Raw genomic sequence first — 15,272 nt, forward strand, 5'->3', positions numbered from 1 at the left:
ATCCGTCCTCGAATTAAGGACGGCGAACGATATTAGGGCTGGATATTGAAATACGGCGGCATTTTGTGGATGTAAGCCATATACATCGAATCGGCCATCGTCCACAACACGTCCAATTTGAATTGCAGAATCTTGATCATCCGCTCCTGCTGTTCGCGGGTTTTGTACCAGTCCAGCGTAATTTCGAGGCCGTGTTCGACATCGCGGCGGGCTTCGGTCAGGCGCTTGCGGAAGTAGATGTAGCCTTCCTTTTCGACCCAGGGATAATGCTCCGGCCAGTTGTCGAGGCGCTGCTGATGAATCTTCGGCGCGAACAGTTCGGTCAGCGAGGAACTGGCCGCTTCGTGCCATTCCGCATGGCGCGCAAAATTGACATAGGCATCGACCGCAAAACGCACGCCGGGCAGCACATACTTTTCCGAAACGATGTCCTCGCGCGTCAGGCCGACCGCAAGGCCGAGCTGGATCCAGGCTTCGATGCCTCCCGGGTCGCCCGGGTGGCCGTCGTGGTCGAGAATGCGCTGAATCCATTTGGCGCGCGTTTCGCGGTCCGGACAGTTAGCCAGAATGTTCGCGTCCTTCAGCGGAATAGAGACCTGGTAATAATAGCGGTTCGCGACCCAGCCCTGGATCTGCTCGCGGGTCAGCTTGCCTTCGTTCATCAGGACATGGTACGGGTGATGGATGTGGTAGTACTTTTCCATGCCGCGCAATTCGGCTTCGAATGCCTGCCGGCTCCAGGGCTGCTTGTCGTTCTGGCTCATGTCGTCTCCGTTATAGATCGATTTCCAACCCGTCATACGCGACCTCGATGCCGTTCGCATCGAGAATTTTGCGCTGTTCCGAATCCTCGTCCAGAATCGGATTGGTATTGTTGATATGGATCAAAATCTTGCGGGCCTCGCCGATGCCGTTCAGCACTTCGATCATGCCGCCTTCGCCGGACTGCGGCAAGTGGCCGATCTCCCGCGCCCTTTTGTGGCTGATCCGCTGCGCGCACATCTCGTCGTCGGTCCAGAAGGTGCCGTCGACCATCACGCAGGCGGCCGCCTGCATCGCTTCCAGTACATGCGGTTCGATTTCGCCGAGGCCCGGCGAATAAAACAGTTTTTTGCCGGTCGAAATTTGCTCGACGATCAGGCCGATGTTGTCGCCCTCGTGCGGGTCGTAACGGTGCGGCGAATAAGGCGGCGCCTTGCTTTTCAAAGCCTGCGTGTAAAAGCGCAGATCGTCGATGCCTGGAATCGTGAAGCTGCCGCCGTCGGTCGGCACCGGATGGTGATTGACCGTGCAATAATGCGAAAGCATGTTGAACACCGGAAAACCGGTGGTCAGGTCCTGACGGACCATCTCGGTGCAATAGATGTCCAGCGGCTTGCCTTCGCGCAGCATCAGAAGGCCCGTGGTATGGTCGATCTGGCTGTCGATCAGCAGAATCGCCTTGATGCCCGTATCGCGGACGCCTTGTTGCGGCTGAATCGCCGGAAACGCTTCGAGTTGCGCGCGAATATCCGGCGAGGCATTGATCAGCAGCCAGTTACGGTTGTCGGTACCGACTGCAATCGAGGACTGGGTGCGGGCCTTGCCGTTCATTTCGCCGCGCCGGATCCTCCGGCAATTGTTGCAGTTGCAATTCCATTGCGGAAAACCGCCGCCGGCTCCGGCGCCGAGAACTCTGATTTTCATGAGGTAAGATGATCCTGCTCTTGCGTGAAAATGCTCATACTATAAGGGAATCCCGATCGTCAGGCAAAAAAAAGGGGACCTTGCGATCCCCTTTTTTGACCAGTTCTAACAGCCGATTAACGGTTGTAGATATACATGGTGACTTCAAAACCGAAACGCAGATCGGTATAGCTTGGTGTTTCCCATTTCATAGCAGTAACCTCCAGAAGTTATTTGTGTTTATGCCAGCTTGATCAAGTAAGCCAAGCCGAAGTATACGACGAATCTCCAGATCAACGCAACCTTATTGCCCGGTCCCGGACGCCGATCGTTTCAAGTCTTTCGCTCGATTTTCCCGGCCATTTTGTCAAGCTCTTGAGAAGACGCGCGAAAAGGCGACTAAGTTCCTTCGGTTTTTTGCCCGCCGCCGAGTTGCGCCTTGGAAAATGAAGGCGCCAAAACCGCACAGAAAGAGTGGACTTACGGGTGTTTTTTTAATACGGAAAAGGGTATGATCTTTTTTCACCTGATTTTCGAATATAACTAAAAAAATTCATGAGGAGGCGATATGGGTGAAGTTACCGAACTTTTTCTGGTCATGCTGGTACTCGCGGCGGGCGCGTTTGCGCCGCTCGGCTATTTTATCTATAAATTTTCGCAAACCCAGGCGAAACCTTTCGGCGAAACCGAACCGCATGGCGATAGCCCGTCGGTGATCAACGATTTTGCCGAAAAGATCATCGGCCTGATCAAAGGCCTTGTCAGCGGCAAATAACAGCCGCCATCGCCCACCGGCATTTTCAACAAGACGCAACAACCTGCTTGCGAACCAGACCCGCCGGGTTTCGCTACCCGGCGGCGTTTTCCCGCATTCCCCGGCAAATTCCATCGAGCAGGCCGGAGCGAAGCGCCCGGCAGGGCCCCTCGTCATTCCAACTCAGGAAATCGCGAAGCTTTCGCAGAACTCGAGCAAGGACTCCAGGCTCATCGGCTTGGCGATAAAATAGCCTTGCGCCAGATCGCACCTCACCGCTTTGAGCGCGCGCCAGTCCTGCTCGGCCTCGACGCCTTCGGCGGTACATTTGATGCGGAGCTTGTGCGCCAGATCGATGCTCGACTGCACCATGATGCGCAGCGACTCATTATCGGAAAAGCCCTTCACGAAGGTTTGGTCGATTTTCAGCTCGCTGAAAGCGATGCGCGAAATCTGCTGCATGCTCGAATAACCGGTGCCGTAATCGTCTATCGACAGCCCGAACCCGCGCATGCGCAGCCGCGCCAGATTTTCCAGCGCGTGGGCCACGTCGGTCATGGCCGCGGTTTCGGTCACCTCCAGAATAAAGTAACGGGGATCGACAGCCGCATCGTGCATGACCTGCGTAATCCGGTTCGCCAGCGTCGTATCGGTCAGCGAAGTCAGGGAAATATTGACCGCCATGCTCAGCTTCCGGCCGCTTTCATGCAGCCGCCGGCAGGCGAACGCGGCTTTTTTCAGGATGGTGAAGGTCAAGCCATCGAGCTTGCCGTTACGTTCGAGTACTTCGATAAACGCATGGGGCCCGATCACGCCATGCTCCGGATGGATCCATCGGGCCAATGCTTCCACACCTTTGATTTGCCCGTAAACGACGTCCACTTTCGGCTGGAAAAACGGCTCGAACTGATCTTTCTCCAAACCGGCCAGAATTTCTTCCAGAGAAAAGTTTGCCGGCAAAGAGGCTATCCTCTCCTGCTTCGGCCAGACGGCTTCATGCCGGGCTATCAGCGTTTGCAGGCGGGACCGGGTTACGGGTTTTTCGATCGCGCCCAGCAATCGGATTCCGTAGGCCCGCGCCATTGCTTCCACCGAAGCGATTAAGGCAGCATCCAGAGCACTCATGATGATCAGTGAAATATCGGCGTAATAACTCCCCATGTGCCGGAAATATTCCATCCCATCCATTTCCGGCATTTCCAGGTCGCTGAGCACAATGTCGACCGCAGGCGCGGATTGCGCCTGCAATATCTCCAGCGCCTGTTTACCGTCTCCCGCCTGCCGCACCGACTTCGCCCCCATGGACAACAGCATGTCGGCCAGCGTTTCGCGTTGAAAGTCATCATCCTCAACGACGAGAAAATGCAATTCTCCGGCCTCATCGGCTTTCCTCAAAATATGTTCATTCGGCATCGGACAATCCAGAGACATAACTTTCAAACTTGCGCGCCGCATCGGCCAGGATTTGAATGCCGAGACCTGCGGCATCGAAATCGTTCCGCTTCGCGGCTTGCTCGATGGCTGCACAGGCATTCGCGAGTTCGCGCGCGCCCACCATTTTACTGGCGCCTTTGATACGGTGCGCCATGAGCGCCACGCCGGCCATATCCCGTTCCTCGAAGCGCTTCTGCAATTGTTCGCGGTCATGGCGCTGATGAAGCTGGAATTTGCGCAGCAGCGCAATCTGCCCCGCCTTATCCGGGACGGTATCGGCAAGCGCGGAAAAATCGACAGGCGCATCGTCCTCTCGCGGGGCGTCTTCAAAAGAAGCCGCCGCCTCGTCCATGCCATGCCATTGAAGCCTCCGCAAGAGCATCTCCCGTAACACACGCAGATTGGTCGGCTTGACCATGACTTCATCCATGCCGGCGGCACGGCAGCGTTCGTTCTCCTCGCCAAGAGCGTTTGCCGTACAGGCTACGATCGGTATTGGCGGGCGCGCCTCCCGAAACTCGGCCTTACGAACGGCACGGGCAAGTTCATAGCCGTCCATGTTCGGCATATGGCAATCGGTGACGATAGCGTCGATCCGCCGGCTCCGCCAAATCGCCAAAGCCGCTTCTCCATCTTGAGCCGCTTCGGCGCGCAATCCCAAAATTTCGATCTGCCGCACCAGGAGCGCAAGATTGACGGGATGATCATCGACGGCCAGCACGACCGGGGCACTGGCAGCATCCGCAGCCAGTGGTTCGACAACAACTCGCCCGGCATCCCGGGCGAGTTGCTGCACCGGCAGATTCTCGGTCAAAGGCAGGATCAGCGTCAGGCTGAAAGTCGAGCCTTGTCCCGGCTCGCTTTCCAGATCGAGACGGGCGTTCATCATTTCGGCGAGGCGCTTACAGATCGCCAGCCCCAGTCCGGTGCCGCCGTACATCCGGGCCGTATTCTCGGCAGCCTGCGCATAAAGCTGGAACAGGCAAGCTTTTTGCGCCTGATCGAGGCCGATGCCAGTATCCCTGACCGAAAAGCGTATTTTTTGAGCGCCGTCGAATGGTTCGAGCAATTCGGCGCGTATTTGAACCGAGCCCGCCGGAGTGAACTTGATCGCATTACTGACGAGATTGTTCAGGATCTGCGAAAGCCTGAGGGAATCGACAAGATGTGCCTGGCCGATCAGCTCATCGACGTCATGCTGCAGGATCAGTTTCTTCGCGCTGGCGACATGCGCATAGGTATTCACCACATCCTGCACGAGCTGAGCGATTGAAGTCGCCTGTACCGAGAGTCCGAGCTTGCCGGCTTCGATTTTCGACCAGTCGAGAATGTCGCTCAAAATCCGCAGCAGGCTGTACCCGGAATCGCGGGCCGACTGCAAGGTTTTTTTCTGCTCCTTGTCGAGAGGCGTGAGGGCGAGCAGCTCCAGCATGCCCAACAGGCCACTGAGGGGGGTACGGATCTCATGGCTCATGGTTGCCAGGAACGAATCTTTCGCGCGATTGGCGAATTCGGCCTTTTCCTTTGCCTGCTGCAGCAACGCTTCGGTTTCTTTGCGTTGGGTAATGTCGCGCACGATGCCGATGAGCCGGCGCCCGACATCCAGCCACATTTCGCTGACTTTCAGGTCGAGCGGAAAGATGTCGCCATTTTTACGGCGCCCTTGGATCTCGCGGACTCGCTCGATGATACGCGCATCGCCGGTAGCGAGATAACGCTGCACATAGCTGTCGTATTCGTCATGGTAGGACGGCGACATCAACATTTTGATGTTTCGTCCGATGAGTTCGTCACGCGCATATCCGAAGATACGCTCGACGGCGGGATTTGCCGTTTCGAGGATGCCCTTTTCATCGATCGTAATGATGCCGTCGGCCATATTGTTGAGAATAGTCTGAATATGGATAGCGCTGTCGCGCAAGGCCTTCTGCGTAGCATATTCTTCAGTGATGTCGCGGAAAACCAGCACGGCACCGATGACCTCGCCGTCCCGGCTGCGGATCGGCGCACAATTGTCGGCAATCGAACGCTCGGTACCGTCACGGGCAATCAGCACCGTATGATTCGCCAGCCCCCGAACCGCCCTTCTCGCCAGGACTTCGATGACCGGAATCGCCATCCGCTGGCGCGTTTCCTGATTGACGATATGAAAGATCTCGGCAACCGGACGGCCTATGGCTTCCCTGCGCTGCCAGCCCGTCAGCCGTTCGGCTCTCGGATTCAGACGCGTCACCCGCCCCGCCGCATCGGTCGTCAATACGGCGTCGCCGATCGAGTTCAAGGTAACCAAGAGGTTTTCCTCGCTGATGCGCAGGCTTTCGTTCGCCCTGGCCGTCTCCTGCGCACGCAGGTAGACTTCAGCCTCCATCTTTTTCATCCGCTCGCGCAGCTCTTCGGTGAGCTCGCTTTGTTCAATGCCTTGCTGCTTCAGCCGGACAAACTCGGTCACATCTTCGACCCGGTGAATGATATAGGCAAGCGTGCCATCGGCATCGAAAACGGGAGAGTTCAGCGGACTCCAGTAACGTTCCTCGAACTCGCCGCCTTCCGCTTCCGGCTTGCGAATGTCGTATTTTTGAATGGCCATCGCATGGGCTTTTCCGGTATGCCGCACGGATAGCAAGGAAGCCTGAAGATTGCGCACGCCATCGGCGGACGGATCGTTAGGATTATCGGGAAAAACGTCGAAAATGCCGCAGCCGATAATTTCTTCCCGGCGGGTCATGGTGGCGCGCGCATAGTCATCACTGACCGCAACGATATTGAAATCGTAATTCAGCACAAGATACAAGCCCGGCAGGGATTCGAAGAGCACTCGAAAATCCGGTTCCTGCACCGCCTTGGGGCTTCGTCGACTCGAAGGCTCTACGTCCCCGGCCTTAATCATGAGCACCGGCTCCGCAAACCGAATCCTGACAACGGACTCCCAGTACCTTCTACAATCATATGCGCCCCCGGTGGGCGAATGCCCGGCATGAATCGGGAAAACCAAACGAAAGCGATGAGGAAACTCTATCATCGAAACAGAGGCGTCAGGCAGACCTGCCGCCGATTTTCAAAAATAATCATCCAGATGAGATCATACCGGAACCCTGGTATTTACAAGCGTATGAGAGCGGCCGGCAAAAACTTCGCCTTAACGCCTTACATTCATCCGGAAATATCTTCAATCGCGGAGCAGAGGCTCGGAACTGCCACGAGAATTCCGTCTTGTCTGTCGCCGGAATGCGGGCGACTCCGTTTAAACATTTTTCTTTTATCCCGGCCTTTTACCGAGCGTCTTTGCTTTAAAAATCATCACGGACAATGAAGGCGCGTCCAAATTTCCCCGGCGCTGCCCCGCCGCCTCTTTTCGGCGTAGAGTCAATCAAGTCGCTAGTTCTATTAGTATCTCATGCTCAATACCGTGTCAAGCCGTCTTTTTTGCAGCGCCGAAAAAAGCCGGTAAACGCACGGTTTCCCTCCCCCTCGTTCGACCAGCGAATTCGAACATCTCCGGTCTTTCCGCGTTAGTCTCGCCCCCACGAAACCTGTCCGCATCGTTCAAAAAAATATCAACTCGAAGCGACTCTGCCGCATGCGGGACATTTCGGATTTTTCCTGAACCGCATCGTGTCGAACTCCATCGTCAGCCCGTCCAGCAAGAGCAGCCGCCCGGTCAATGTTTCGCCAATGCCTGTGATCAACTTCATCGCCTCCATCGCCTGGATGGCGCCGATGATTCCCGTCACCGGCGCTATGACGCCGTTCGTCGCGCAATTGAGCGGTTCGTCGCCGTCCATCCGATAGAGGCAGTTATAACAGGGGCTGTCTCCTTTGCCCGGCGTAAATACCGCGACCTGCCCCTCAAAACGGATTGCGGCTCCCGACACCAGCGGCGTTCGGTGTTCGACGCATGCCCGATTGATCGCAAAGCGCGTCGCGAAATTGTCGCTGCAGTCGAGCACCACATCGGCCGCTTCGACTTCTGCGGCCAGTTCCTCACCGGCGATCCGCCGCTTGACCACCCGGACATCCACATCGGGATTCAGGCGGCTCAAAGTCTGCCGGGTTGAAATGACTTTCGCGGTCCCTATATCGTCGGTGTAATGCGCAATTTGCCTTTGCAGATTGGACAAGTCGACATCGTCGTGATCGAAAATCGCCAGATGACCGACACCCGCCGCCGCCAGATAAATCGCAGCGGGCGAGCCGAGCCCGCCGGCGCCGACGATCAGCACCTTGGCGGCAAGCAGTTTCTGCTGACCTTCGACATCGATCTGAGGCAGCATGATTTGGCGGCTGTAACGCAAAAGTTGGTTGTCATTCATGAGTCATTTGAATTGGCTAAAGTGGCGAGGATGATGCCAAAGAACTTGACAGACTGCAAAACCCGTTTATTATTAGCACTCATTAAACGCGAGTGCTAATAATTTTTTACCTTTAATTTTTTCAGGAGAGATTGATGAAAATACGTCCGTTACACGACAGAGTGATAGTCAAACGCGTTGAAGAAGAAACCAAAACCGCAGGCGGTATCGTGCTGCCGGGTTCTGCCGCCGAAAAACCAAGCCAGGGCGTCATCCTGGCGGTCGGCACCGGCAAAGTGCTCGACAATGGTGAAATGCGTCCGCTGGAAGTCAAGGTCGGCGACAAAGTCTTGTTCGGCAAATATTCCGGCAATGAAGTCAAGATCGACGGCGAAGAACTTATCGTGATGCGCGAAGACGACATCATGGGTGTGTTGGGCTAAGCCTCCCCCTCACGCAATCACAACCATCAACACATTGGATTAGGAATTAAAATGGCAGCAAAAGACGTATATTTTGGCGATGACGCACGCAGCCGGATGGCGAAAGGCGTCAATATCCTGGCAAACGCCGTCAAGGTTACCCTGGGTCCCAAAGGCCGCAACGCGATTCTGGACAAAAGTTTCGGCGCACCGACCATCACTAAAGACGGCGTATCCGTTGCAAAAGAAATCGAATTGAAAGACAAATTCGAAAACATGGGCGCGCAAATGGTCAAGGAAGTGGCCTCCCACACCTCCGACGTGGCCGGAGACGGCACCACCACCGCGACCGTGCTGGCGCAGGCGATCGTCAACGAAGGTTTGAAAGCGGTTGCGGCCGGCATGAACCCGATGGACCTGAAGCGCGGCATCGATCTGGCCGTCACCAAAGCGGTCGATGCGATCGTGGCTTCTGCAACCCCATGCACCGACAACAAGGCGATCGCGCAGGTCGGCACGATCTCCGCCAACTCGGACGAGTCGGTCGGCAACATCATCGCCGAAGCGATGGAAAAAGTCGGCAAGGAAGGCGTGATTACCGTCGAAGAAGGTTCCGGCCTCGACAACCAGCTGGATGTCGTCGAAGGCATGCAGTTCGACCGCGGCTATCTGTCCCCTTACTTCATCAACAAGCAAGACAGCATGAGCGTCGAGCTGGACGATCCGCTGATCCTGATCTACGAAAAGAAGATCTCCAATATCCGCGAAATGCTGCCGATCCTGGAAGCGGTGGCCAAGCAAGGCCGTCCGCTGCTGATCATCGCCGAAGACGTGGAAGGCGAAGCGCTGGCGACGCTGGTCGTGAACACGATCCGTGGCATCGTCAAGGTCGCGGCGGTTAAGGCGCCCGGTTTCGGCGATCGCCGTAAAGCGATGCTGGAAGACATCGCGGTACTGACCGGCGGCACCGTAATCGCAGAAGAAGTCGGCCTGTCACTCGAAAAAGCCGAACTGTCGATGCTGGGTACGGCGAAGAAAGTTCAGGTTTCCAAAGAGAACACCACCATCATCGACGGCGCCGGCTCCGAAGAAAAAATCAAGGGCCGCGTTGCGCAAATCCGTGCGCAAGCCGAGGAAGCGACTTCCGACTATGACAAGGAAAAACTGCAGGAGCGTCTGGCCAAACTGGCAGGCGGCGTTGCGGTGATCAAGGTCGGCGCGGCGACTGAAATCGAAATGAAGGAAAAGAAAGCCCGCGTCGAAGACGCGCTGCATTCCACCCGCGCGGCGGTTGAAGAAGGTGTCGTTGCCGGCGGCGGCACTGCGCTGGTCCGTACGATTTCCGCCCTGGAAAATCTGGAAGGTGCGAACCATGACCAAACGGTCGGCATCAACATTCTGCGCCGCGCAATCGAAGAGCCTCTGCGGCAGATCGTTGCGAACGCCGGCGACGAACCTTCTGTCATTTTCAACGAAGTCAAGAAAGGCTCCGGCAGCTTCGGCTACAATGCAGCAACCGGCCAATACGGCGACATGATCGAAATGGGTATTTTGGACCCTGCGAAAGTTACCCGCACCGCGCTGCAAAACGCGGCTTCGGTTGCCGGCCTGATGCTGACCACCGAAGTGATGATCGCCGATGCGCCAGCCGACAATAAAGCCGGCGGCATGCCGGATATGGGCGGCATGGGTGGAATGGGCGGCATGGGCGGTATGGGCGGCATGATGTAGTTGCCCTGCATGAATAAAGCCTTTTCGCTTTAAATCCAGAGCCCCGGCTGAATGTGAATTCAGCCGGGGCTTTTTTCTTTATCGTCTCTGCCAAACAAGCGATACAGCGGATTTTGCCGGCAGAGTTTTTCCGCTTGCCGCTTGCCGCTTGCCGCTTGCCGCTTGCCGCTTGCCGCTTGCCGCTTGCCGCTTGCCGGTTTTCCGGTTTTCCGGTTTTCCGGTTTTCCGGTTTTCCGGTTTTGAAATCTATAGTCTAAACTTGGTTGAATAAAGATTTCTGTTTCGAGCCTTTTATCTTGTTCATCGTTGGCAGACTCATTTCATGACATTATCCAAGCAACTGTTACTCCTGATTTCAGCGCTGTTTTTAGCGATATTCATCGTCAATTATGTCATCAGCATCCACAATATCAGGAGTTATCTGCAAGTAGAATCGCAAGTCCATGCGCAGGATACCGCGACCTCGCTGGGGCTCTCCTTAAGTCCCCATATTGTCAACGAATCCGACCCGATCCTGAAAACAATGATCAGCGCCATATTTGACATGGGCTATTACAAAGAGATCAAGCTGGATAATGCTGAAAACAAAACGTTAGTCAAATTAAGCAATAACCAGGTTTTCGATGAAGTGCCGCACTGGTTCGTGAATTTGCTGCCGATGGAACCTGCAACCGCGGAAAGCGAAATCAGCGCGGGGTGGACGCCCGGCGGCACCGTTTATGTCACGGTCAACCCCGGCTACGCCTATTTGAAGCTTTATCAGCAAGCCCAAAGTGCGTTCTGTTATTCTTTGGTTTCGTTCCTGTTATCGGTGTGCCTGTTGATTTTCGCGCTGCGCTTCACGCTGAAACCGCTCAAGCACATCAACGATCTTGCTTTGAAAATTGCCGAAGGCCAGTTCGAAACCATCACTCGCTTACCCTGGACCATCGAAGTTAACAATGTCGCAAACTCGATGAATCTCATGTCGCGCAAATTAAGCGGCGTGATGGCGAACCTGAACGACAAACTGTCTTCTCTGGGCCGTAAACTGCAGCTCGACAGCTTGACCGGCCTTTACAATAAAAGTACTTTCGATTCCGACCTGAAACAGCTTTATCTGGAAAATACCGACGGTTTTCTTTTTCTGGTCAAAACCGACAGCTTGGCAAGCCTTGTCAAAGAACGCGACAGCGAAGCGATCGATGCTTTTCTGCAAAGCTGCGCTTCGCAATTGAAGCAAACCTCGGAAATCTTTTCGGCCGAAGCCACCGTCTATCATTTCTATGGCGCGGAATTCGCTGTACTGGCTCGCAATCTCCAGTGGCCTGAAGCCGAAAAACTGGCAAAATCCTTGAGCCTTGCCTTGACCGAATTAGGCCGCGTCCATCAGAAAAACGACATCGGCCATATCGGCGTAGTGGCTGTCGACCCGTTAAGCTCTCCCGAAACAATATTGCCCGCCGCCCACGAGGCCTATGAACAGGCTGTCGTGATCGGCCCTAACAGCTATTACATCAGAACAGGCGGCGAACAGGCAAAGGATGTCACCGAATGGAAAGCGCTGGTATTCGACATCGTCGATCGGAATTTCTATAAAATTCAGTTTATCGGCCCGATAATTCATATCGCCGATAACCGGATTTTAATGGAGGAAGCTTTTATTCAGGTCTTCGACAAGCAAGGCGTCCCTCTGCCGGTCGGGGTATTCGTTTCGATTGCCGAAAAATATGAAAAGATCGTCGCCCTGGATTGCGGCATGATCGAGAAAGTCGTCGCGCATTTAAACAATACCTCTTCCGCGCAGCATATCGCCATCAATATTTCGACACGAACGATCAAAAACAGCGGTTTCAGGACATGGTTCTCAAATCTCCTGAAACAGAATACTTCTGCCGCCGCCCGATTGATCATTTGCTCTTCTGCCTATGCGGTAGCCAAGAATTTCGAAGCCTATCATGAATTCATTGATTTTTTACATGCTTCCGGCGTACGCGTCATCCTTAAACGCTTCGACAGCCATTCGCTGTCGCTCAATCAGCTCAAAATGTTAAAGCCGGATTTCGTCCGCCTCAGCCAGGAGTTGAGCAACGGCTTACAAGGCAATGAGGAAAAAATCTCGTTCTTACAGACCGTCAAAGAAATCGGCGAATTGCTGGACATTTCCATCCTTGCCGAAAACGTCCGCGCGGATGTCGATTTCGATATCGTCAAGAGTATCGGGCTCGACGGCGCAAGCCGCTGATGATGCGCTACAGAAGAGGCCTCAATAAACAAACGCCATGCCGAGCCTTTTACGTCCTCTTCCCGTCAAGCTGGCCATTTTTTTCCTCAGCCTTGCGATAGCGTGCAATGCATTAGGCTGGATTGAACTGACCAGCGAAATACTGCTTCAGGTAAAAGCTAAGTATGGTGACCGAGCCGAACGCCGCCTGATCGAATGGCAAAACCTGCTCCGTTCCGCTAAAAATCTGCCCGAAAAAGACAAACTTGACAAAGTTAATGATTTTTTTAACCTGAATTCGTTATTCGTTGACGATATAATACATTGGAAAGTGGAAGATTATTGGGCGACTCCTTTGGAATTTCTCGCAACGGGCGCTGGCGATTGCGAGGATTTCGCGATCGCTAAATACTTTACACTGAAAGAACTGGGCGTCGATGAAAATAAAATGCGCATCACCTATGTTAAAGCGTTACGATTGAATCAGGCGCATATGGTCTTGACTTATTTCAAAACGCCCAAGGCGGTTCCAGAAGTGCTCGATAACTTGATCCCCGACATCAAACCGGCTACGCAGCGCACCGACTTATTGCCGGTTTACAGCTTTAACGGTACCGGTTTATGGATTGCCAAATCCCGAAATGCCGGCAAACAGGTAGGCAATTCGGATCGGCTAAGTTTGTGGAACGATCTCAAGCTCAGAATGCTTAAAAATCCTTTTTAGCCCGATGAAACCCCTGTCGTACCAAATCAAGCGTACGTCGAGAGCGTCTAGAACCCGAATCGTCGTCACCGCCGAAAAAATTGAAGTGATCGCACCGCCTGATGTTTCGGACGACGTACTGCACCAGTTCGTCAAGGAAAAGTGGCCTTGGATTACTGCCACGATGCAAAGACTAAAAGCCCGTAAAGTACATAGTCAAAGCCTCGCGCCCAAAACTTATCATCACGGCGCTCCCGTTCCTTATCGGGGAAAAACCTATCCTTTGTCTTTGGCACCGACAAGATTGAAAAGAATCAAGATCGAGCATACCGATGTATTCAAGGCACACATCCCTCATACGCAATGGGAGACGGTCAACAGCGAGGAGATTCGCTCCGCCATTATCCGGTGGATGAAGCACAACGTCAAAATCACCGTAGAACAGCTGGTGCTTCAACACGGTCCCAAACATCAGCTTTTCCCGAAATCGATTACCATCAAATCTCAAAGATCGCGCTGGGGCAGCTGCGGCATTCATAACGATATCACCATTAACTGGCTTCTGGCGCTGGCTCCGCTTGAGATTCTGGAATATGTCGTTGTCCACGAACTATGCCACATCAAAGAAAAAAATCATTCGAAGCATTTTTGGTCACTCGTCGCCCAACATCTTCCAAATTATCGCTGCGCACAGCTATGGCTTAAGCAGCACGGTCAAGTGCTGATGCTGGGCTTATAAAAAATCGAGGATCGTTTTGCCATCGTCTCTCGACCACAGCACAAATTTGCTCAGGTTTTATCTCAAAATACCGCACTTTCATTGATGCACCACAATAATCATATAGTTACTATATTCTATTTATTAATAAATTTTAATTATTCCGCAATTATTTAATATACAAGCATTTTATTATTAGGCTATTTCATATAACGGCTAATTGACATTTTATTAAGATTTTATTTTGAAATCTGGATTTATTACTTTCCTCATCTATGATTTAATTACGATTAAAAATGGGGGCCTTACATGTCCAGATTAACTTCTTTGATTTTTTTAACGTTTTTATATTGCTCTGCATCTTACGCCTATACAGACATTGAAGAGGGCCAGCAAAAATTATTGACGAAGGCTGGAAAGCTCGAACCTCTTAATCCCTGGGAGTCGGCGGTACTTTATTGCAAAGCTGCCCGAAACGGCTCTCTTGAAGCTTATTACCGGCTGGGCATGCTGTTTGCCTTCGGCCAAGGCGTTCCTGAAAATAGGGAAGTCGCCGCCTCTTTATTTGCCACCGCCGCTCAACAAGGGCATTCGGAAGCCGGCAAAATGCTTGAAACCATTCTTTATAGCTCCGACAAGTTGCCCGATTGCGTTCTTTCGAATACTAAGCCGCCACGCGGTCAGCTTTATTCACGAGGGTTCAACGACGCTACTTTGGATGCAGTTCTCTCTTCACTGAGAAAGGATCGTCACTGGATTATCAATATGGTCAAGCAAATCGCCTCCTGGCATCAAGTCGACCCCAGGCTGGCTTTGTCCATCGTCAGTGTCGAATCGGCTTTCCAGGTCAACGCCCGTTCCAAAGCCAATGCCATGGGGCTTATGCAGCTGATACCGTCAACGGCCACGCGTTTCAGTGTACGGGATGCCTTCGATGCAAGTCAAAATGTCAAAGGCGGTGTTCGTTATTTACGCTGGCTTCTCGATCGATATAACGGCGACATCGAACTGGTGGCTGCGGCTTATAATGCCGGGGAAGGCGCAGTAGACAAATACAAAGGCATACCGCCCTATCCCGAAACGCAGAATTATGTGAATAAAGTCATTCATCGTTACCAATCCCGCAGACATGCCTTCAACCTCGGCAAGTTATAAGATTCTCTTTGAATCCTGCTTACTGCCTCTTCCCGATCCACTTGCCATGATCATCCGGGTTTAATCAAATGAAATTCTTGTTGCCGTAAAGATTATCCAAGATCCTCCTTATTCGGAAGCGTTATGTTTACGGATCGCGTAAGCGGCAAAGCGGCCCGCGAAGTCGGATCGCAACACCCTTCAAACTTAGAATTATGG

13 protein-coding genes are annotated in these 15,272 nt (G+C 53.4%); 7 read left to right on the forward strand and 6 right to left on the reverse strand.

Going from position 1 to position 15,272, the window contains the following annotated elements:
- Window positions 1–32: 32 nt before the first annotated feature.
- The 3 genes from pqqC to pqqA all read right to left on the reverse strand — a co-directional run bounded on the left by pqqC (window position 33) and on the right by pqqA (window position 1,877).
- Window positions 33–764, reverse strand: coding sequence for a pyrroloquinoline-quinone synthase PqqC (gene pqqC / locus METAL_RS17355; RefSeq protein ID WP_031430012.1), 732 nt, complete (start codon window positions 762–764; stop codon window positions 33–35).
- Window positions 765–774: 10 nt separating this feature from the next.
- On the reverse strand, window positions 775–1,686 hold the full coding sequence (pqqB, locus tag METAL_RS17360; protein WP_005374449.1) for a pyrroloquinoline quinone biosynthesis protein PqqB: 912 nt from the start codon (window positions 1,684–1,686) through the stop codon (window positions 775–777).
- 116 nt (window positions 1,687–1,802) lie between these two features.
- A complete protein-coding gene (pqqA, locus tag METAL_RS21205) occupies window positions 1,803–1,877 on the reverse strand; it encodes a pyrroloquinoline quinone precursor peptide PqqA (protein WP_006892363.1) in 75 nt (24 codons plus the stop codon).
- 356 nt (window positions 1,878–2,233) lie between these two features.
- Here pqqA and METAL_RS17365 point away from each other — a divergent pair, with 356 nt between their 5' ends.
- Window positions 2,234–2,440: a hypothetical protein gene (locus tag METAL_RS17365; protein WP_005374450.1), complete on the forward strand. Its 207-nt coding sequence runs from the start codon at window positions 2,234–2,236 to the stop codon at window positions 2,438–2,440.
- A gap of 162 nt (window positions 2,441–2,602) precedes the next feature.
- On the opposite strand, the gene METAL_RS17370 is transcribed toward METAL_RS17365, so the two are convergent.
- The 3 genes from METAL_RS17370 to METAL_RS17380 form a co-directional block, all read right to left on the reverse strand.
- The gene (locus tag METAL_RS17370; protein WP_005374452.1) at window positions 2,603–3,832 is read right to left on the reverse strand and encodes an EAL domain-containing response regulator; all 1,230 of its coding nucleotides are present in this window, start codon (window positions 3,830–3,832) and stop codon (window positions 2,603–2,605) included.
- The gene (locus METAL_RS17375; protein ID WP_051040416.1) at window positions 3,822–6,668 is read right to left on the reverse strand and encodes a PAS domain-containing hybrid sensor histidine kinase/response regulator; all 2,847 of its coding nucleotides are present in this window, start codon (window positions 6,666–6,668) and stop codon (window positions 3,822–3,824) included. The genes METAL_RS17370 and METAL_RS17375 overlap by 11 nt, the downstream gene beginning before the upstream one ends.
- Before the next feature lie 739 nt (window positions 6,669–7,407).
- Entirely contained in the window at window positions 7,408–8,163 is a 756-nt protein-coding gene (locus METAL_RS17380) for a HesA/MoeB/ThiF family protein (RefSeq protein WP_005374456.1), read from the reverse strand.
- Window positions 8,164–8,297: 134 nt separating this feature from the next.
- Between METAL_RS17380 and groES the strand changes: the two genes are divergently transcribed.
- The 6 genes from groES to METAL_RS17415 all read left to right on the forward strand — a co-directional run bounded on the left by groES (window position 8,298) and on the right by METAL_RS17415 (window position 15,074).
- Complete coding sequence (groES, locus tag METAL_RS17385) at window positions 8,298–8,585, forward strand: co-chaperone GroES (protein ID WP_005374457.1); 288 nt, start codon at window positions 8,298–8,300, stop codon at window positions 8,583–8,585.
- Window positions 8,586–8,636: 51 nt separating this feature from the next.
- The gene (gene groL / locus METAL_RS17390) at window positions 8,637–10,295 is read left to right on the forward strand and encodes a chaperonin GroEL (RefSeq protein ID WP_005374459.1); all 1,659 of its coding nucleotides are present in this window, start codon (window positions 8,637–8,639) and stop codon (window positions 10,293–10,295) included.
- Between the two features lie 322 nt (window positions 10,296–10,617).
- Window positions 10,618–12,519 (forward strand): bifunctional diguanylate cyclase/phosphodiesterase, encoded by a 1,902-nt coding sequence (locus METAL_RS17400; protein ID WP_005374460.1) that lies wholly within the window; start codon window positions 10,618–10,620, stop codon window positions 12,517–12,519.
- A 37-nt stretch (window positions 12,520–12,556) separates the two neighbouring features.
- On the forward strand, window positions 12,557–13,222 hold the full coding sequence (locus tag METAL_RS17405; protein ID WP_005374461.1) for a transglutaminase-like cysteine peptidase: 666 nt from the start codon (window positions 12,557–12,559) through the stop codon (window positions 13,220–13,222).
- A 4-nt stretch (window positions 13,223–13,226) separates the two neighbouring features.
- A complete protein-coding gene (locus tag METAL_RS17410; protein WP_005374462.1) occupies window positions 13,227–13,940 on the forward strand; it encodes a M48 family metallopeptidase in 714 nt (237 codons plus the stop codon).
- Between the two features lie 288 nt (window positions 13,941–14,228).
- The gene (locus METAL_RS17415; protein WP_005374463.1) at window positions 14,229–15,074 is read left to right on the forward strand and encodes a transglycosylase SLT domain-containing protein; all 846 of its coding nucleotides are present in this window, start codon (window positions 14,229–14,231) and stop codon (window positions 15,072–15,074) included.
- Window positions 15,075–15,272 lie beyond the last annotated feature (198 nt).

This window comes from Methylomicrobium album BG8 (genome assembly GCF_000214275.2).
In the GTDB taxonomy this organism is placed as follows: Bacteria; Pseudomonadota; Gammaproteobacteria; order Methylococcales; family Methylomonadaceae; genus Methylomicrobium; species Methylomicrobium agile.